General features: G+C 65.4%; 16 protein-coding genes and 2 riboswitches. Of the genes, 9 read left to right on the top strand and 7 right to left on the bottom strand.

What is annotated here, in order from left to right:
- Window positions 1-40: 40 nt before the first annotated feature.
- The gene (locus ACZ46K_RS12130; RefSeq protein ID WP_464748428.1) at window positions 41-1,591 is read right to left on the bottom strand and encodes an alkaline phosphatase D family protein; all 1,551 of its coding nucleotides are present in this window, start codon (window positions 1,589-1,591) and stop codon (window positions 41-43) included.
- Window positions 1,592-1,686: 95 nt separating this feature from the next.
- Entirely contained in the window at window positions 1,687-2,274 is a 588-nt protein-coding gene (locus ACZ46K_RS12125) for a TetR family transcriptional regulator C-terminal domain-containing protein (protein WP_054805758.1), read from the bottom strand.
- Window positions 2,275-2,371: 97 nt separating this feature from the next.
- Between ACZ46K_RS12125 and ACZ46K_RS12120 the strand changes: the two genes are divergently transcribed.
- The gene (locus ACZ46K_RS12120; protein ID WP_054805759.1) at window positions 2,372-3,259 is read left to right on the top strand and encodes an alpha/beta fold hydrolase; all 888 of its coding nucleotides are present in this window, start codon (window positions 2,372-2,374) and stop codon (window positions 3,257-3,259) included.
- A gap of 27 nt (window positions 3,260-3,286) precedes the next feature.
- Here ACZ46K_RS12120 and ACZ46K_RS12115 read toward each other — a convergent pair whose 3' ends face one another.
- Together ACZ46K_RS12115 and ACZ46K_RS12110 are read right to left on the bottom strand one after the other, a co-directional pair.
- Window positions 3,287-3,769: a hypothetical protein gene (locus ACZ46K_RS12115; protein ID WP_054805769.1), complete on the bottom strand. Its 483-nt coding sequence runs from the start codon at window positions 3,767-3,769 to the stop codon at window positions 3,287-3,289.
- 67 nt (window positions 3,770-3,836) lie between these two features.
- A complete protein-coding gene (locus ACZ46K_RS12110; protein WP_054805760.1) occupies window positions 3,837-5,126 on the bottom strand; it encodes an adenylosuccinate synthase in 1,290 nt (429 codons plus the stop codon).
- Window positions 5,127-5,372: 246 nt separating this feature from the next.
- On the opposite strand from ACZ46K_RS12110, the gene ACZ46K_RS12105 reads away from it, so the two are divergent.
- Window positions 5,373-6,023: a hypothetical protein gene (locus ACZ46K_RS12105; protein ID WP_464749297.1), complete on the top strand. Its 651-nt coding sequence runs from the start codon at window positions 5,373-5,375 to the stop codon at window positions 6,021-6,023.
- A 141-nt stretch (window positions 6,024-6,164) separates the two neighbouring features.
- On the opposite strand, the gene ACZ46K_RS12100 is transcribed toward ACZ46K_RS12105, so the two are convergent.
- Both ACZ46K_RS12100 and ACZ46K_RS12095 read right to left on the bottom strand, forming a co-directional pair.
- Window positions 6,165-8,399 carry an arylsulfatase gene (locus tag ACZ46K_RS12100; protein WP_464748425.1) on the bottom strand — a complete coding sequence of 745 codons (2,235 nt, stop codon included), beginning with the start codon at window positions 8,397-8,399 and terminating at the stop codon, window positions 6,165-6,167.
- Window positions 8,396-9,100, bottom strand: coding sequence for a TetR/AcrR family transcriptional regulator (locus ACZ46K_RS12095; protein WP_464748423.1), 705 nt, complete (start codon window positions 9,098-9,100; stop codon window positions 8,396-8,398). The genes ACZ46K_RS12100 and ACZ46K_RS12095 overlap by 4 nt, the downstream gene beginning before the upstream one ends.
- A gap of 256 nt (window positions 9,101-9,356) precedes the next feature.
- Between ACZ46K_RS12095 and ACZ46K_RS12090 the strand changes: the two genes are divergently transcribed.
- Window positions 9,357-10,925 (top strand): ABC transporter substrate-binding protein, encoded by a 1,569-nt coding sequence (locus tag ACZ46K_RS12090; RefSeq protein ID WP_464748421.1) that lies wholly within the window; start codon window positions 9,357-9,359, stop codon window positions 10,923-10,925.
- 61 nt (window positions 10,926-10,986) lie between these two features.
- Here the strand turns inward: ACZ46K_RS12090 and ACZ46K_RS12085 are convergent, their stop codons facing one another.
- On the bottom strand, window positions 10,987-11,565 hold the full coding sequence (locus ACZ46K_RS12085) for a TerD family protein (RefSeq protein WP_464748419.1): 579 nt from the start codon (window positions 11,563-11,565) through the stop codon (window positions 10,987-10,989).
- 74 nt (window positions 11,566-11,639) lie between these two features.
- A riboswitch (cobalamin riboswitch) is annotated at window positions 11,640-11,768 on the top strand.
- Window positions 11,769-11,806: 38 nt separating this feature from the next.
- Here ACZ46K_RS12085 and ACZ46K_RS12080 point away from each other — a divergent pair.
- The 6 genes from ACZ46K_RS12080 (at window position 11,807) to metE (ending at window position 18,961) form a co-directional block, all read left to right on the top strand.
- Window positions 11,807-13,003: an ABC transporter substrate-binding protein gene (locus ACZ46K_RS12080; RefSeq protein ID WP_054805762.1), complete on the top strand. Its 1,197-nt coding sequence runs from the start codon at window positions 11,807-11,809 to the stop codon at window positions 13,001-13,003.
- Window positions 13,004-13,008: 5 nt separating this feature from the next.
- Entirely contained in the window at window positions 13,009-14,100 is a 1,092-nt protein-coding gene (locus ACZ46K_RS12075; protein WP_378492470.1) for a FecCD family ABC transporter permease, read from the top strand.
- 14 nt (window positions 14,101-14,114) lie between these two features.
- Window positions 14,115-14,924, top strand: a complete 810-nt coding sequence (locus ACZ46K_RS12070; protein ID WP_054805763.1) for an ATP-binding cassette domain-containing protein — start codon at window positions 14,115-14,117, stop codon at window positions 14,922-14,924.
- Entirely contained in the window at window positions 14,917-15,564 is a 648-nt protein-coding gene (locus tag ACZ46K_RS12065; RefSeq protein WP_054805764.1) for a (2Fe-2S)-binding protein, read from the top strand. Before ACZ46K_RS12070 ends, ACZ46K_RS12065 begins: the two co-directional genes overlap by 8 nt.
- Entirely contained in the window at window positions 15,561-16,121 is a 561-nt protein-coding gene (locus ACZ46K_RS12060) for a DUF7676 family protein (protein WP_054805765.1), read from the top strand. The genes ACZ46K_RS12065 and ACZ46K_RS12060 overlap by 4 nt, the downstream gene beginning before the upstream one ends.
- 185 nt (window positions 16,122-16,306) lie before the next feature.
- Window positions 16,307-16,509, top strand: a riboswitch (cobalamin riboswitch).
- Window positions 16,510-16,660: 151 nt separating this feature from the next.
- Complete coding sequence (gene metE, locus ACZ46K_RS12055) at window positions 16,661-18,961, top strand: 5-methyltetrahydropteroyltriglutamate--homocysteine S-methyltransferase (RefSeq protein WP_464748417.1); 2,301 nt, start codon at window positions 16,661-16,663, stop codon at window positions 18,959-18,961.
- Window positions 18,962-18,982: the final 21 nt, after the last annotated feature.

Raw genomic sequence — 18,982 nt, 5'->3', positions numbered from 1 at the left:
AGCCAGTGCCGCAGATGCTGGACAAGCAGGTGCCGGACAGTCAGGCGGGCGGCTCCAGGACTTGGGTGAACAGGACGGCACCGGTCGCGTCCAGGAGGTCCACCCGCAGTTGCCGGGTGTCTCCGTCGATGAACACCTCACCGAAGTGTTCGAACCCGTCCAGTGGTGACGAGTTGCTCTCCGGCGGCGCATGCACGAACACCGCTTCCGGGCCGAAGGTGCCGTCGAGATCGTTCGGCCCGAACCCACCCGCATTGAGGGGACCGGAGACGAACTCCCAGAACTCCACGAAATCGGTGAATGCCGCCCGCTCCGGCGAATAGTGGTGTGCCGCGGTGTAGTGGACGTCCGCCGTCAACCACACCGTCCCAGTGATCCCGCGGGCCTTGATCGCCGACAGCACCTGGGCGATGTCGTTCTCACGACCGGACGGCAGCCCGTTGTCGCCGTTGGCGACCCCTTCGAATGCGGTATCACCGTCGGGGACGACGAGGCCGATCGGCAGGTCGGCGGCGATGATCTTCCACGTCGCAGTAGACGCGGCGAGCGAATCGATGAGCCATCGAGCCTGCTCCGAACCCAGGATCTGCCCTGCCACACCGGTGTTCGTGCCGTTGACGTCCTTGTAGGAGCGCATGTCGAGAACGAAGACGTCGAGCAGTGGTCCGTACGGTATCGCCCGGTACACGCGTCCGTCGACGGCTTCGGTGGGGTCGAGCGGATTCCACTCGTGGAACGCCTGGAACGCACGGCCGGCCAGGACGTCGACGTTCTTCTCGGTGTACTGCTCGAGGTCGAGGATTTCCCCCGGATACCAGTTGTTGACGGTCTCGTGGTCGTCCCACTGCACGATCTGTGCGACCGAAGCGTTGAAGCGGCGGTAGTTGTCGTCGGACAGGTTGTAGGCGTACTGGCCGCGATACTCGTCGAGCGTCTGGGCCACCGCGGATTTCGCCTCGGTGACGATATTGCGCCAGATGCGTCCGTCCGGCAGCGTCACAGTCTCCTCGAGCGGCCCGTCCGCGTACACGACATCTCCGGAATGCACGAACAGGTGCGGGTCGCGCTGGGCCATGACGTCGAACACCGCCATGCCTCCGACGTCGGGATTGATCCCGTAACCCTGGCCTGCGGTGTCGCCCGACCACTGCAGCCGGATGTCGCCGGGCGCACTGGGCGCCGTCCGGAACATGCCGGTGACGGGTTCGGAGGTGGCACCGTCATCGCCTTCGAGCGTCACCCGGTAGAAGACCTGTTCACCGGACGGCAGGCCGGCGAGTCGTAGCCGTCCGGTGCCGTCGGTGTCGGGAGTGAGGAGCCCGCCGACGTGCCGGGTTGCATTCGTGAACGAGTCGGTACTCGCGGTCTCGACAATGACCCTGGCCGGTGCATCCGAGCGTGCCCAGATCAGGGCGCCATCCGCTCGGACGTCACCGGCTGCGACGCCGTGGGTGAGCGTCGGGCGCTGCCGAACCAACGCCGGCGACGAGGCCGCCGCCGGTTCGGGTCCAGCGGACGAACAGGCCGCCGCGGGAACCGCAAGCAGGCCGATGGCCGTGCTGCGGAGCAAGGCGCGTCGGGACAGATACACGTGTCACTCCTCGGAGCAGAACGAAAGGACGAGGGCGACGGTTCCCTGTCGATGCCAACACGTGTTGAACACGACATGATCCTCGAAGGTCAAGATCAGGAATGATGCAGCGTTCGCTCGAGCAAGTGGTCGACGAGTTCGACCGCGCGCTCCTCGGTGTAGACGCCGGACAACATGCCCTGGGCGAGACCACCGACTGCGGCGAGGACGAGTTCGGCATCGAGATCGGTCGTGCCGTCCGGATTCCCTGCCCGCCTCAGATGGTGGGTAACGATCGTGACGAGCGCGCGCGGTGCCGCATGGGTCTCCTCCGCGGCGAGACCTCGGCCGACGATCGCCGCCGAATTGAACGCTCCGAGCACGATCGCCTCTTCTCGGCGCCGATCGTCGAGCGGAAGCAGTTCGGTGAGAACCGTACGGATCGCTTCACGCGGCGCGGCATCACTGTGTGCCGCCAGTCGTTCACCGAACCTGACTCCGGCATCTTCCATCACCGATCTGTGGGTGGCCAGGAGGAACTCGTTCTTGGTTCCGAAGTAGTACTGGACGAGCCGCACGGAAATCCCCGCTTCCGCCGCGACCGACTGGAAGGTCACTCCTTCCAGTCCGCCCGAGACGATGACACGGCGTACGGCGTCGGTGATCTCCCGTCGCCTCACCTCATGGTCGACCAATCGTGGCACGAGCTGCTCAGCCTTTCGTTCCGGACGCTTCCCAAGCATGTTGGTATGTGCGTATCATAAACGTGATACGCACATACCATGAAAATTGGAGGGGAGCATGCCGAAGATCGGGCAGTTCAAGAACGACGAAGCCAGGGACGAATTCATGCGCGCGTACGACACCTTCGCGTCGCAATGGCCCATACCGTCGACCGAAATCGACGTCGAAACATCTTTTGGCACAACGCATGTGCGCCGATCCGGGAGCGGGGACGGCGTGCCACTGGTCCTGCTTCCCGGCATCTCCGGCAATGGGCAGATCTGGGCCCCCTTCATCGAGAACCTCGCCTGCGATCGTGTCGTCTACACACCCGACGTCATCGGCTGGGCGGGACGCAGCACACAGACAGCACCTCTCGAGAACGGCGCAGATCTGGCTCGGTGGATGGTCGAACTACTCGATGGACTCGGCGAAGAGCACATCCACCTCGCCGGAAATTCGATGGGCGCATGGATAGCGATGAACATCGCCGTACACCACTCCGAGCGACTGGCGAGCGTGACGCTGTTCGAACCGGGCGGCGCCACGTTCGCGAGGCCACGCGCGAGAGTGCTGCTGAAGTTCCTCATCATGGGCATCCGGCCGACTCCCGAGCGACTTCGGAAGTTCAACCGGTGGATGATGCCCGGCTACGTGCACACCGACGAGGAATTCGCGATGATCACGGCCGGATTGAAGTATCGGATGGGCGTGCCGTGGGAGCGTACGATCACCGACGACGAATTGGCCCGTGTCTCAGCGCCGCTACTGGTCCTGTTCGGCGCCGAGACGATCACCAACAATCCCGAGCTCCAGGCAACGCGCGTCCGCAAGCACATCCCGTCCGCCGACGTCGAGATTCAGCCGGGAGTGGGACACGACCTACTGTGGGCGAATCCCGACCAGGTGATCCCGCGCTTCCTGAGCTTCGTCGGGAAACACGACCGGGCCGAGGACCGCCCGTAACTCCGCATCTCCCTCGAAGATTCACGCTCAGGATGCCGTGAACTCGCCACCGCCCGGCAGGTGTGGTGCCGCCGGGGCGATAGTGACCTCGACGCGTCCCGGCCCGGGGTCGAAATAACGCACGGTACCCGCTTCCGGTCCATCCCAGCCGGACAGTGCCCAGTCGTCCGAGCCGGAAGCGCCGGTGTCGAGGTTGTGCCACGTGAACGTGCCGTCGACCAGGCAGACGGGGGTGACACCGACAAAGTTGCTCTCGAGCCGGACCACGTACGGCTGGGGGCCGTCCGCGGACGGGTACACCTCGACGTCGAGCCGGCCGATACATACCGCGATCGACCCGAGGGATCCGTGGCCGATCGTGTAGGCAGGCGCCAGCTGCGTCGATTCCGGTTGAGCGTGCGCGGTGCCCTGCCCCGCCGCAATCAGTCCCGCGGCGGTGACGGCGACCATGAGAGCTCTCGAGCGTGCCCTACGCGGCCCCGCTGCATTCACCTCTGCTGTACGAACCATGCACCCCACTGTCGCGCGTCCACCCGGGTCACGTCCAGCATTCGGCGTTTCCGGGCGAATGCCCCGATCAGGCGAGGATGTCGCGCCGGACGATCGTTTCGTCGCGGCCCGGTCCGACACCGATGCACGAGATGAACGCGCCGGACAGCTCCTCGAGACGCAGCACGTAGTTCTGCGCGTTCTTGGGGAGCTCCTCGAACGTGCGGGCGTGGGAGATGTCCTCCCACCAGCCGGGCATCTCCTCGTAGATGGGCTTGGCGTGGTGGATGTCGGTCTGTGTCATCGGCATGTCGTCGACGCGAACACCGTCGACCTCGTAGCCGACGCAGATCGGCACGGTGTCGAGGCCGGACAGCACGTCCAGCTTGGTGAGGAAGTAGTCGGTGATGCCGTTGACGCGCGTGGCGTAGCGAGCGATGACCGCGTCGAACCAGCCGGTCCGGCGGGCACGGCCGGTGGTCACGCCGACCTCGCCGCCCTGCTTGGCGAGGTATTCACCGTGGTTGTCGAACAGCTCGGTCGGGAACGGGCCGGAGCCGACACGCGTGGTGTAGGCCTTGAGGATGCCGAGGACCGTGGTGATCTTCGTGGGTCCGATACCGGAACCCACGGCGGCACCGCCGGCAGTGGGGTTCGACGACGTCACGTACGGGTAGGTGCCGTGGTCGACGTCGAGCAGCGTGCCCTGCGAGCCCTCGAGCAGCACGGTGTCGCCGCGCTCCAGCGCCTCGTTGAGCTGCAGACGCGTGTCGGCGATGCGGTGCTTGAATCCCTCGGCCTGGCCGAGAACCTCGTCGACGACCTGCTGCGGGTCGAGAGCCTTGCGGTTGTAGATCTTGACGAGCACCTGGTTCTTGTACTCGAGAGCCGCCTCGACCTTCTGGGTGAAGATCTTCTCGTCCAGGACATCTGCGACACGGACACCGACACGTGCGATCTTGTCCTGGTAGCACGGGCCGATACCGCGGCCGGTGGTGCCGATCTTCCTCGCGCCGAGAAACCGTTCGGTGACCTTGTCGATGGCCACGTGGTACGGCATGATCAGGTGCGCATCGGCCGAGAGCAGCAGACGCGAGGTATCGACGTCGCGCTCTTCGAGGCCCGCGAGCTCTTCGAGCAGCACACCCGGATCGACGACGACACCGTTTCCGATGACGTTCGTGACACCCGGCGTGAGGATGCCCGACGGGATCAGGTGCAGCGCGAACTTGTCGCCGTTCGGCAGCACGACGGTGTGGCCTGCGTTGTTGCCGCCCTGGTAACGCACGACCCATTGCAGCCGTCCGCCGAACAGATCGGTTGCTTTGCCCTTGCCCTCATCGCCCCACTGGGCTCCGATCAGGACGATTGCCGGCATTTCGCGCTCCTCAGGCAGGGTTGTTCGTGCGGGCGGTCTCGCCTGCAGGGTCCTGCCCGAATCCGGGCAGCAGCCGGGACCACAGTGTAGTCCACCTTCGACGAGCATCCGGGTTCGGTATCCGAATGGTCTGTCCGGCCCGCCACGATCCGGGGTCCCCACGACCGGTACCGCTTCGGATTACAGTGGACGCTTGACCGACGGCCGCCCGATCGTGACCAGCGAGGAGATCAGTTGACCCCGGTAGTGCTCAGATGCGGCGATGTGCCACTCCCTTTGGCACTCACCTCCGTGACCGCGCTGTCGGCTCCTGCGATTCCCGAGAAGGACGACTTCGAGGACGTGTTCGCACACACCGAGTCGGTGGACGACCCACGACTGATCATCGTGGGCGACGACGCAGCGTTCGCCGCGACACTGACCCGGCTGATGCGCACCGACCGCCTCGCGACCGAGATCGCCTATGTCCCCGAGTCGCGTACGCCCGCGACCGAGGCCTACGGATTACGCACCGGTTCGAAAGCTGCCTCCGTCGCACTGCAGGGTGACGCAAAGTCGATCCCGCTCATCCGCGACGACGCAGGCGTGGCCCTCGTCGGACGCGCGCTCGTCCACGGCGAGGAAGGCTCACTCGTGGGTGAGGCATACGTCGACGACACCCGCTTGTTCTCCGGCACGGTGCCCGGCATCCGGATCGAACCGACTCCGCAGATGCCGGGACTGCGCGCAGCGGTCGACCGGGCCCGATGGTTCGGCGGCTACAAGTGGCTCACCGGCAGGGCCGTGCAGCTCGGTTCTCCCTCCGCATTCCTCACCCGCGACGGTGTCCCGAACTCTCGGGCGCTCAAACGGTCGACGTTCTACCGCCACGAGACGAAGTGGAAGCTGGTGCGCTGAGGCGAGATCTACACGCTCGCAAATCCCGGTAGCCGCACAGCATTGTCGACCACGGAGTAGTTCGAGGCATCTCCATTTGCGGAGTCGACGGTTGCGCCGATGGATGTGCCGGTCATGGTGTGATCCCCGTTCGTCGGTTTGTCAATCGACCTGCATTGCGATTCGGATGACGTCCTTCTCGACCACAGGCCGGTCGGAGGTGGCCTCCACGGTCACCCGGTGGAGGACGCCGTTCCACGCGAAGGGAGGGTCGTATCCCTTGCACACGGGCAGCCCTCTGTCGTATCCGAGGGTCAGCGACGCACCGCCGTGTTGCCATGCGTGAGGCAATTCGTGGTTGTGCTCAGCGGCTCCGACGACGACGTCGTCGACGAGCGCTTCCAGTCGGAGCAGCCCGTTCGGCCCGGGTCGGAATACGCATCCGAGGGTGTGGCGCCCTCCGCTGAGCGGACGATCGGCGACCGCCCGGATCTCACCGCTCGGTGTCGCGGCGACCACGGTCAGGATGCCTCGGTCGACGAACGCGGCAAAACCTCCGGTCCAGTCACCGAGTGCGAACAGGACCCCCTCTGCAACACTGTCAGGTACGTCCACCTCGGCGAGGACCCGGCCACCGCCCGCCATCCGTGGCAATGAATCGTCCGAGACCGGTCCGCCTTCCGGATACAACGTGAGAAGCGGCGGGATCGGGTACCGACGTGATCTGAGGGCCCCCACTCGACCTCGCAGGCTGTCGGCGAGCGGGGTCACGTTGTTGCGGCCGGCCTCGATGAACCACTGCCGTTCGAGGGCACGGACGACGTCCGGGTATTCACCGGCCACGTCATGCGCCTCCGAGAAGTCCGATTCGAGACGGAACAACGACCAGGTGTCGGTGTCGAAGTCCCGGCTGCCTTCCATCAGCAACTCCTCATCGAGAACCCCCGTGGAGACGTGGTCGGTCGTGGCCTTCCAGCCGTCGGCCACGATCGACCGAGATCCGAGCATCTCGAAGTACTGGGTCGATCGGGGCGACGGCTCGGCAGCATCGCCGAAGGCCGGGCGCAGGCTCGCTCCATTCACCGGGAGCTGACCGACGCCATCGACCGTCTCCGGCATCTCCACGCCGCATGCGTCGAGGACCGTGGGCAGGATGTCGATCGCGTGAGCGAACTGATCGCGTACCCCACCGGAATCGCGGATTCCGCTGGGCCAGTGCACGATCATGGGAACACGGGTGCCACCGAGCCAGGTGTATCGCTTCCACAGCCGAAACGGTGTGTTGCCGGCCCACGCCCACCCCCACGCGTAGTGCGGATACCCGTCGAGTCCGCCCCAATCATCGAGGAGCGCCATACTGTCCGAAACATCGTCGCGAATGTTATGGGTGAAGCGGTGCTCGTTGTACGTACCGCCCACCCCACCTTCGGCGCTCGCACCGTTGTCCGACATCACGAAGATGAGCGTGTTGTCGAGGACACCGAGTTTGTCGAGACTGTCGACGACCCTGCCGATCTGCGCGTCGGTGTGGGTGAGGAATCCGGCGTAGACCTCGTGCATCCGCGCATAGACCCGGCGTTCCTCGTCGGTCAGGGAATCCCAGTCCGGAACCCACGACGGCCGCTCGGTCAGTGTCGTCCCCTCCGGCACGATCCCGGCTGCGAGTTGCCGTTCGAACACGCTCTCCCGCCACCGCTCCCATCCGCCGTCGAACTTTCCTGCGTAGGCATCCGCCCACGACCGTTCGACGTGGTGCGGCGCATGCATCGCCCCGGTCGCGAAGTACAGGAAGAAGGGCTTGCCGGGAGCGGATTCCTGCTGGTTCACGACCATCCGAATCGCTTCGTCGGCGAGGTCTTCGGTCAAGTGGTATCCCTCACGCGGGCCGCGCGGTGGATCGACATAGCTGTTGTCGCGCACCAGCTCCGGAGCCCAGTGATTGGAGTCGCCGCGAAGGAATCCGTAGTACTTCTCGAATCCCAACCCGAGCGGCCACCGGTCGAACGGCCCCGCACTGCTGCGTTCCCCCGGTGGGGTCAGATGCCATTTCCCCACCGCCATGGTGCTCCACCCGGCGTCACGCAGAATCCTCGGCAATGCCGCCGCCGTCGGAGGAATGCTCGCGGTGTACCCGGGTTCGGAGGTGGGGATGTCGGAGAGGAATCCCATTCCCACAGCGTGGTGATTGCGACCCGTGAGCAGCGCCGCACGAGTGGGCGAGCACAGTGCCGTCACATGAAAGCGATTGAATCGCAATCCGTCCGAGGCGAGTCGATCGATGTTGGGTGTTGCGATATCGGACCCGTAGCAACCTATCTGCCCGAATCCGAGGTCGTCGAGAAGGATGACGACGACGTTGGGGGCTCCTTCGGGCGTGCTCTTCGGGGGTGCGCTCATGAAGTTTCCGATCGGGTCTCGTGTGCGCGCAATGCACTGGCCGTCGCCTCCGATACAGGTGTGACGAGTGCGTGCGCAGCAGTATCCAGCAGGTCGGTGACAAAGGCGTCGAAGGGAAGGTCCGGGGTCTCGCCGCTCGCCAGTTGCTGTTCGAAGCTCGCCAACGCCAGCAGACAGTTGGCGAACACCACGTGCATGCGCCGGTTCCGGACGACCTCCGGCACGTAGGAGATCTGCGCCCTGATCTCCTCCGCCGCGCTGATCGCGATTCGGCTGACCGGCCGCTCGCCACCACCGAACCACAATGGGATCTCGTTGAACCGGTACAAGAACACGCGAGCGAGGAAGCCGACATACCGACTGTCGGGGTCGAGTACCTCATCGGCCAGAGGGAGGAGCAAGACGTCGAGCCATTTCCTCACCGAGGCATCTTCCCCTTCCCGTGACACGCTGTCGAACAACTCGGCGCGCATCGTGTCGACGCGTTGGAGTCGGTGAGCGAACACCGCGTCGAGCAATCCTTCTTTACTCCCGAAGTGATACTGGACCGCGTAGTTGTTGGTCTGGCCGGCAGCAGCGGCGATCTGCCGCGATGACACTCCGTCGGGTCCGTTCTGGGCGACCAACTTCTCGGCGACGGAAATCAGAAGCAGTCGGGTATTCGACCCGTCGACACGCTGCACAGCATTCGAATGCTGCATGTTCTTCGAGTCTTTCGCCACAGCACGTCCCCGGTTTCATTCGATCGACCCCCGTAAGTTATCTGCCGCGCCGTAGTTAAGTCAACCGTTTCAAAGAGAAATCATGACTCCGACAAAACCATTTCGCAGAAATTGAGATCGAACGGTTGACTTAACCCAGCTCCGACGCCTAGTTTCGGATCGATCCGAATACGCGCCCGACACTCGCCGGACGCCATCTGCAGTTCGCCTGTTCAGCACGCCGCCCGAGAGGTTGATGATGATCAGACCCCATCCCGCAAGGATCGTGCTCGCCACTGCGGTCTCGATGCTGCTCCTTGCCTCCTGCGGCTCGAGCCCGACCGAATCGCAGAGCGCAACCGAGACCGGAAACCCGGTGACAGGGGGCGAATTGAGCGCCCTTCAGATCGGGGAGCCCCGAACCCTCGACCCCGCCGGCCTCTCCAATACATGGGTGCACCAACCACTACTAGGCAACGCCCTCTACGGCACTCTGATGATCAACGATCCCGACACCAACGAGATCGAATACACCATGGCCACGGGGTTCGACAGCACCGACGGCGGCACCACCTACGAGCTCACGCTTCGTCCCGGCCTCACGTTCACCGACGACACCCCACTCGACGCTGCCGCAGTCCAGTTCAACTGGGAGCGACTCCGCGACCCGGCACTCGGATCCACTGCCATCCGCCAGATTTCCCAGGTCGCATCCACCGAGGTGGTGGACGAGACCACACTGAAGGTGGTTCTGCACGAACCGAATCCCAGTTTCCCGCAGGGGATGCTGGCCACGTCCATGAACTGGATCGCCTCACCGACCGCACTCGGCAACGGCCGAGCAGCATTCGACGAAGCACCTGTCGGTGCCGGACCGTTCGAACTCACGCGATGGATGCGGCAAGGCGCGATCGAACTCGAACGCAACCCCGATTACTGGGATGCGCCGAAACCCTACCTCGACGCGATCACGATCCGCTCGGTAGCAGACACCAACCAGCGGGTGAACGCGATCACCACCGGCGACGCCGACCTGTCCACCGAAACGAATCCGTCGAGCGTCATTCGAGCGCAGGACGCGGGAGCACAGGTTTCCACTGTGTCCGCCGGCGGCGGACAGTATCTGGGAATGAACTTCCGCCGCGCCCCGTTCGACGACGAGCGAGCGCGCCGGGCGGTAGCCCTGGCCGTGGACCGCGACATGATCAACACCATAGTGTTCAACGGTGACGGTGACGTGCCGCGAACCCTGTTCCCGGAGGACTCGCCGTTCTACTCCGACATTCCACTTGCACAGCAGGACACAGAGGCCGCCCAGGCATTGTTCGATGAGCTGGCCGCCGACGGAAAACCCGTCGAGTTCACGTTCACGACCTACACCGGCGTCGACAACCAGGCAACCGCGGAGGGCCTGCAGGCGCAGCTCAACGCCTACGACAACGTCAAGGTCGACGTCGAGGTAGTGGACTTCCCCACGGGAGCCGCGAGAGCCGGTGCGCACGACTTCGACATGATGGTCTCGTCGGCGATCACCCAGGACCCGGATTACGCGCTGTGGACCGCGTTCCACTCCGAGTCGACCGGCAACTTCATGGGTGTCTCCGACCCACAACTCGACGAGGCACTGGACGCCGGCAGAACCGCGGAGACGATCGACGAACGCACGCAGGCCTATGACGTCGTCCAGCAACGGATCGTCGAACTCGATCCGGGCGTCTGGTACGTCCGCTCCTCACCCTCCGTGATGATGGGCGAGAACGTCCACGGTCTGCGGCTCTACACGCTGGGCTCCCCACTGCCCGAAGAACTCTGGGTCGAGAACTGAACGAATGAAGCGAGGGGTACTCGGGCTTTCCGAGTACCCCTCGCTCGTTCATCGGTCCGGTTCAGCCGATGCTGACACCGTAGTCCCGCGCGATACCCGCGAGCCCGGACGCATAGCCCTGGCCGATGGCCCGAAACTTCCACTCGTTGCCATGGCGGTACAGCTCACCGAAGACCATCGCGGTCTCGGTCGATGCATCCTCGGTCAGGTCGTAGCGGGCGAGCTCACGGTCGTCGGAACGGTCGACGACGCGGATGAATGCGTTGCGCACCTGCCCGAACGACTGGCCGCGCGCGTCGGCGTCGTGGATCGACACCGGGAACACGACCGACTGCACGTCGGCAGACAAGGCGACGAGGTCGATGTTGATCGATTCGTCGTCGCCGTCGCCCTCACCCGTGAGGTTGTCGCCGGTGTGCTCGACGGCACCATCGGGCGAACGCAGATTGTTGTAGAACACGAAGTGCTGGTCGGAAAGCACCTTGCCGCCCGCTCCCGCAACCAGCGCACTGGCATCGAGATCGAAGTCGGTTCCCGTCGTGGCCCGGACGTCCCAGCCCAGACCGATCGTCACCGCCGTCAGGTTCGGCGCCTCCTTCGAGAGCGAGACGTTTCCACCTTTGGCCAAGCTGACACCCATACCGGTCCTTTCGATCGTTGTGGTCCCTCCACGATAGCCACGCACAGCCCGGTCCGTATTGCCGTCTTGGTCCGTGTGTTAAATTCCCCGACGTCGTATGCGACGACGCATGAGGAAGCCGGTGTGACTCCGGCGCGGTCCCGCCACTGTGACCGGGAGCAATATTCCCGGGAGCCAGATACTCACGTCGCCGTACTCACCTGGACGGGGCGGATTCTCCCCGAGAAAGGGCGTCTTCGCCATGCGCGTTCGCGCCGTACCCCTCCGATTTCTCAGCGCTGTGACAGTCGCGGGTCTTGCCCTCGCCGGCTGTTCGACCGCGGCCACCGACACAGACACTGCTGCCTCCGACGGTTGTATCACCGACTTCGATCCGGGCGTCGACTATTTCCCCGACAAGTCCGAGGTCGTCGACGCCCAGAATTTCTCGATCACCTACGAGAACAGTTACCAGGTGCTGACTGTCGACGAGCCGTACCCGGGCGCCGAACCGGAGTCGTATGTGCTGGTCAAGTGCGGCGCACCGGCACCGGAACTGTCGGACGATCTGCCTGATGCCCAGCAGATCTCGGTGCCGATCACCAGCCTGTATTCGGGTTCGACGACGCACCTGCCGCTCGTCACCGAACTCGACGCGCTCGACGTACTCACCGGCGTGTCCAATGGATCGATGGTCAGCGACACCGCGGTCGTCGATCGGATCGCATCAGGAGACGTCACCGAATACGCGGCCGGCGGCACCATCGACACCGAGGCCGTCGTCGTCGCCGCACCCGACGTGGTGATGACCGGCGGTACCGACGACCCCGCCTATTCGCAGCTGCGCGAAGCCGGGATCGGAGTAGTCGCGAACGCCGAGTGGCTCGAAGCATCGCCGCTCGGTCGCGCCGAGTGGATCAAGGTGATGGCGGCACTGACCGGCACGGAAGCCCGCGCCGCGGAGGTCTACGACGGAATCCGCAGCGATTACCTGGAGGTAGCCGACCAGGCAGCTGGAGCGGAACCCGCACCGGCGCTGCTCGGCGGGATGTCGCAGGGAACCTGGTACATGTCGTCGGGCGGCAGCTACATGGGCCGCCTCTTCACCGACGCGGGCGCGCAGTGGCCGTGGCAGGACGTCGCCAGCACCGGGTCGCTGCCCCTCGACTTCGAGGTCGTGGTCGCTGAGGCATCCGACGCACCGACCTGGCTTGTCGTCAACAGCTGGACCTCGGTCGCCGACGCTCTCGCCGACGACGAACGCTACGGCGAGCTCGCGGCGGTCGGCACCGGTCAAGTGTGGAACGCGAACAAGGCGCTCGGACCCGGCGGCGGTAACGACTACTACGAACGTGGCGTGCTGCGACCCGATCTGGTCCTGTCCGACCTCGTCGCGATCCTGCATCCCGAGCTGCTACCCGACCACGAATTCACGTTCTACCAGCAACTTCCCGCGTGACCACCGTGCTCAGCGCGGCACCTGCGAACACTGAGACCATCGCTCCCCCGGTTCGCGCTCGCCGCGTGGCGGTGGTGTTCGCCGCGCTGATCGCGGCGCTCGTGGTCGCCACCGTCGTATCGGTGACGGTGGGGTCGGTCACGGTGCCACTCGGCGAAACCCTGCGCGTCCTGCTCGGACAGGACGCGCAGAATCCGCGCTGGGGCATGGTCATCCGCGACCTCCGGCTACCTCGCACGCTCACCGCGATCACTGTCGGCGCGGCGCTCGGCATCGCCGGCCTGCAGATGCAGACCCTGTTCCGCAACGCACTCGCCGACCCCTACATCCTCGGTGCCAGCTCCGGCGCGAGTCTCGGTGTTGCGTTGGTCGTCGTGGCCGGTGGTGGCGGAGCGAGCGGATTCACCGCGAACCTCGCCGGACTCGGTCGCACCGGAGTGGTGATCGCTGCCGCGCTCGGTGCTGCGGCCGTACTGATGATGATCGTGGTGCTGTCGCGGTGGGTGCGTTCGGCAGTGACGCTGTTGCTCATCGGTGTGATGCTCGGATCGGCGACCACCGCAGTCGTGTCCGTGCTCCTTGTCTACGCCGACCCGCAGCGCGCCCAGCAGTTCCTCGTATGGGGTCTGGGCAGTTTCACTGCGACCACGTGGTCGGACCTGAAGCTGCTGGTTCCCGTGGTCGTCGCCGGCATCGTCATCGCGCTGCTGACGGTGCGGGCCCTCAACGCGCTCCTGCTCGGCGAGGGATACGCGCGGTCGATGGGCATCGACATCCGTGTCGTCCGACTGACGACGGTGGTGTCGGCTGCACTGCTCGCGGGCGTCACCACCGCCTTCTGCGGACCCATCGGATTCCTCGGTCTCATCGTTCCGCACCTGTCGCGCATGGCATTCGGCACCTCCGATCATCGAGTGCTGCTGCCCGGAGTCGCACTGTTCGGTGCGGTGGTGGCACTGGTATGCGGTGTGGCGAGCCAGATGCCGGGCACCGACACGGTGTTCCCGCTCAACGCGGTGACCGCGCTCGTCGGCGCGCCGGTCGTCATCGTCGTCCTCGTGCGTAGCCGGCGTGGAGCACTGGGAGCGGCCCTGTGAACAGCCACGGCCCTGTGAACGGTGTGGAACTGCGCGATGTGACGATCGGCTATACACGTCGCCGCGCGTTGCGGAAGAGTGGCATCACCGAGATCGCGACCGGTCTCGACGCCGTCGCTCGCCGCGGGGAGCTCACCGCACTGGTCGGTCCCAACGGCGCGGGTAAATCGACATTGCTCCGCACCCTGTGTGGCCTGCAACCGGCGCTGCGCGGACAGGTGCTGATCGACGGCGACGACGTGTCGTCGATTCGCCCCGCAGACCTCGCGACCCGCATCTCCGTGGTCCTCACCGAACGTATCGATCCCGGCCTGCTGACGGTGCGCGAACTCGTCGCCCTCGGACGGACGCCGCACCTCCCTGCCAGCGCACGACTCTCGCCGGAGGACAAGGCCGCGGTGGACTGGGCGCTCGACGCGGTCGGCACGGCAGAACTGGCGTCCCGGCAGTTCAGCGAGCTGTCCGATGGGCAGCGACAACGCACACTCACCGCTCGCGCCCTCGCACAGGACCCATCGCTACTGGTGTTGGACGAGCCGACGTCGTTCCTCGATGTGCCGTCCCGGGTCGAACTCGTCGACGTGTTGCGGGGCCTCGCCGTCGAACAGAACCTCGCCGTGATCATGTCCACCCACGAACTCGAACTCGCGCTGCGTGTGTCCGACCGGATGTGGTTGCTCGACGCCGACCGCACCCTGACCTGTGATTCCCCCGCAGCTCTGGCCGAGTCCGGTCGCATCGGAGCAGCATTCGATCGTGGACGGATGCGCTTCGATCCGCGCACACTGGTGTTCGACCTCGATTCGGAGGACAGCCGTGTCTGACCCTGCCGCAGTACTCGGGCGCATTGCCGCGCTGAGTCCCTACTTCTCGGTGAGCACCGGCGCAGTACCGGACGGCCGGTGGCAGCAGACGTCTGCGCTGCGCGACAGTATGATTCGCGACCCGTTGGTGTCGGATACTGCGCACCGGATGGGAACCGGGGAGGCCCGAGTGGCCGCGTCGACTCTCTTCTTCGGCTACGCCGCCCGGATGTGGTCGGTGTCGTTGGGCTCGGTCGTCGACTCGGGCCGATGTGTCCGCCTCGACCCGGACACGTTGCTGTGGTGCAACGACGGGGGGCTGCGACTGCACATCGTCGACCCCGAATTCGGTTCGACCACCGGTGAAATCCTCGACGACCAGCTCGAACCGCTCATCGACGCGTGGAGCGACATCGTCGCCCCGGGTTTGATGTGGGGTAACTCCGCGTCCGCGCTGATCGGGGCCGGACGCGTGATCGGTGATGCCGCGCAGGCGCACATCGACACACTCTTCGACGATCCACGTCTGGTCGGCACGATGGTCCGGTCCACCGGCCGACGTCGCAGTTGCTGCCTGTACTACCGCGTCCCGGGCGGAGGCGTGTGCGGCGATTGCGTCTTCCCCAGCCCACCGAAAGCATCGACGAAGGAGATTCTGTGACAGTCGCATTCGCCCCTGAGATCGTCGACACCGAGGACGGTGGTCGCGAACAGCGCTGGCCGCTTCCCACCGATGAGGACTCACTACTGCGGCTGATCCGGTTGCTGTTCGACGAGTACTGGGACGACATGTGGTTCGGCCTGCTCATCGAAGGTTCGGCGCTCGAGGTCGCGGCACCCAATGCTCCGAAGAAGATCTCGATGTACGACGGGTATGCGACCGTCGACTTCGGTCGCTGGCATTTTCACCTGTGCATCGGCGAGCACACCGCGAGCGGACCGGAGCTCGGCCGTATCCGTCGCTGCGGCCGGGCAGAGCTGTACCGCAGGATCGGCACGGACGACGCACCGACGTCGTGGGGTGTGCGCCTGTTCAACGGCCGTGACGAACAGATGCTCACGATCATGTTGCCCACCCCGTTCCTCACGAACATGCAGCAGCTGACGGACGAACCGGTGTGGGTGCACCTCGAGGCGTGGGATCGCATTCGGTCGGAATTCCTCGGCCTGGCGCCGGATCCCCGTGACCGAACCGGCAAAGGATTTCGCCACTCCTGACCAGCACAGCCGACAGAAACGCACCGACGGAAATACAACCCGCGCAGACAGATACAAACCCTCGGCAGGGTTGTATCTGTCTGATTGCGTTGTAACCGTTCTTCCTGCTTTGCCCGTTCGAATGAGGACGTGGCTATACTCCGGGATGTAGTTGGTTCGCCGTGCCGGTCGTGAGGAGCCCCGAAGGCCGTGGCGGCGTCGAAGCACCCCTGCGCGGGGTGTGGAAGAGGGAACCCGGTGAGAATCCGGGACTGTCCCGCAGCGGTATGCAGGAACGACCGCCGTCATCAGCACTGGGCATCACCCCGGGAAGCGACGGCCAGTAGGTACGGGCCCACAGGCTCGGGCGCTTGCAAGTCCGAATACCTGCCATCTGCGCCGGGCACGCCGTGCCCGGCGGTGTGCCGCCTCGTGGACCGGGCGCGCGGACCCGCATCGTATTCTCTCGCTCCGGCCGGGCCGGAGTCGACTGGGCTCGGTCGGATTCGCGCATCCTACGGGCGGTAGGCCATCAAGGACCGACCACCGGAGTACCACCAGTGCCTACACCCTCTGTCCCTACCTTCCATGCTGCCCCTGCCTTCCACGCCACCGTTCTCGGCTCCGCACGGATCGGACCCCAGCGTGAACTGAAGAAGGCCGTCGAATCGTATTGGGCCGGCCGGATCGACCGCGCCGGGCTGGAGAAGGTCGCCGCCGGACTGCGCGCCGACACCTGGGCTGCGCAGCGCGACGCCGGGCTCGATTCGATTCCGGTCAACACGTTCTCGTACTACGACCACATCCTCGACACTGCAGCCATGCTCGGCGCACTACCGCCCCGGGTGTCGGGTATCGCCGACGACCTCGACCGCTATTTCGCAGCCGCGCGAGGCAACGACGACGTCGCACCGCTCGAGATGACGAAGTGGTTCGACACCAACTACCACTACCTCGTCCCCGAGATCGGCCCTGACACGGTCTTCTCGCTCGATCCGTCGAAGGTGCTCGGCGAGGTCGCCGAGGCCCGCGCGCTCGGCGTTCCGGCCCGCCCGGTAGTCGTCGGCCCGCTGACGTTCTTGCTGCTGTCGAAGTCCACCAGCGAACAGGGCCCGCTCCTCGACCGTGCCGATGAGCTGGTCCCGCTGTATCAGGACCTCTTGTCGCAACTCGCCGCCGCCGGAGTCGAGTGGGTGCAGCTCGACGAGCCCGCACTCGTCCGCGATCTCGACGACGCGACCGTCGCCGCGGTCGAACAGGTGTACGGCACGCTGTCGCAGGCACAGGACCGTCCTGCGATCCTCGTCGCCTCCTATTTCGGCAGCCTCGGTCCGGCGCTCGGTGCACTCGCTCGCACCGGTGTCGAAGGCCTCGCGGTCGACCTGGTCGCAGGTGACTCGGCAGACATCGCCGGACTGCCTGCCCTGGCGGACAAGCTGATCGTGGCGGGCGTGGTGGACGGCCGCAACGTGTGGCGCACCGATCTGGAGACGGCCCTGGCCACCCTCGCCACACTGCTCGGCTCGACGGGCTCGGTGGCGGTGTCGTCGTCATGCTCGTTGCTGCACGTTCCGTACACCATCGAGGCAGAGTCGAGCCTCGACGAATCGCTGCGCGCGTGGCTGGCATTCGGCACCGAGAAGGTCGCCGAGGTCGTCACCTTGTCGACGGCACTGCGCATCGGCCGCGACGCCGTGGCTTCCGAGCTCGCCGCGGCGCACGCGGCTGCCGATGTACGCGCGTCCGATCCTCGCCTACGCAACCGCCAGGTGCGCGGCATGCTCGACTCGATCGCATCGAACCGCACTCGCACGTCGGCCGATCGGCGCCGCGAGATCCAGCGACAGCATCTCGATCTGCCTCTGTTGCCGACCACCACCATCGGCTCGTACCCGCAGACCACGCGCATCCGGGTGGCCCGAGCCGCATTGCGCAAGGGCGAGATCGAACGCGCGGATTACGTGCAGCGGATGCGCGACGAGATCGCTGAAGTGGTGGCCCTCCAGGAGAAGCTCGGAATCGATGTGCTCGTGCACGGTGAGCCGGAGCGCAACGACATGGTGCAGTACTTCGCCGAGCAGCTCGACGGATTCTTCGCGACCGAGAACGGCTGGGTCCAGTCGTACGGAAGCCGTTGTGTACGTCCGCCGATTCTCTACGGCGATGTCGCGCGGCCGAATGCCATGACCGTCGACTGGATCACTTACGCACAGTCGCTCACCGACAAGCCGGTCAAGGGCATGCTCACCGGTCCCGTGACGATTCTCGCGTGGTCGTTCGTCCGCGACGACCAGCCTCTCGCCGACACCGCCGATCAGATCGCCCTGGCCATCCGCAACGAGACGGTGGACCTGCAGGCTGCGGGAGTGCGCATCATCCAGGTCGACGAGCCGGCACTGCGAGAACTGTTGCCGCTTCGCAAGTCCGATCAGGCCGAATACCTGGAGTGGGCAGTCGGGGCATTCCGTCTTTCGACGTCCGGCGTGGCGGATTCGACGCAGATCCACACCCATCTGTGTTACTCGGAGTTCGGAGAGGTCATCGAGGCGATCGCAGAACTCGACGCCGACGTCACCTCCATCGAGGCCGCGCGTTCACACATGGAGGTGCTCGACGACCTCAACGCAATCGGATTCGACCTCGGAGTGGGCCCCGGCGTCTACGACATCCACTCACCGCGGGTTCCGAGCGAGAACGAGATCGCCGAGTCTCTTCGCGAAGCGCTGCGCGCCGTTCCCGCCGAGCGCCTGTGGGTCAACCCGGACTGCGGACTCAAGACCCGCGGCACCGATGAGGTCACGGCGTCGTTGACGAACCTCGTCGCCGCGGCAGCAACGGTTCGGTCCGAGCTCGACCGATAACGATTCCCAGAAAGCACCCGA

This window comes from Rhodococcus sp. JCM 9793 (assembly GCF_055380405.1).
Note: the sequence above shows the minus strand (reverse complement) of the source record. Positions and strands in the feature narration are given on the sequence as shown.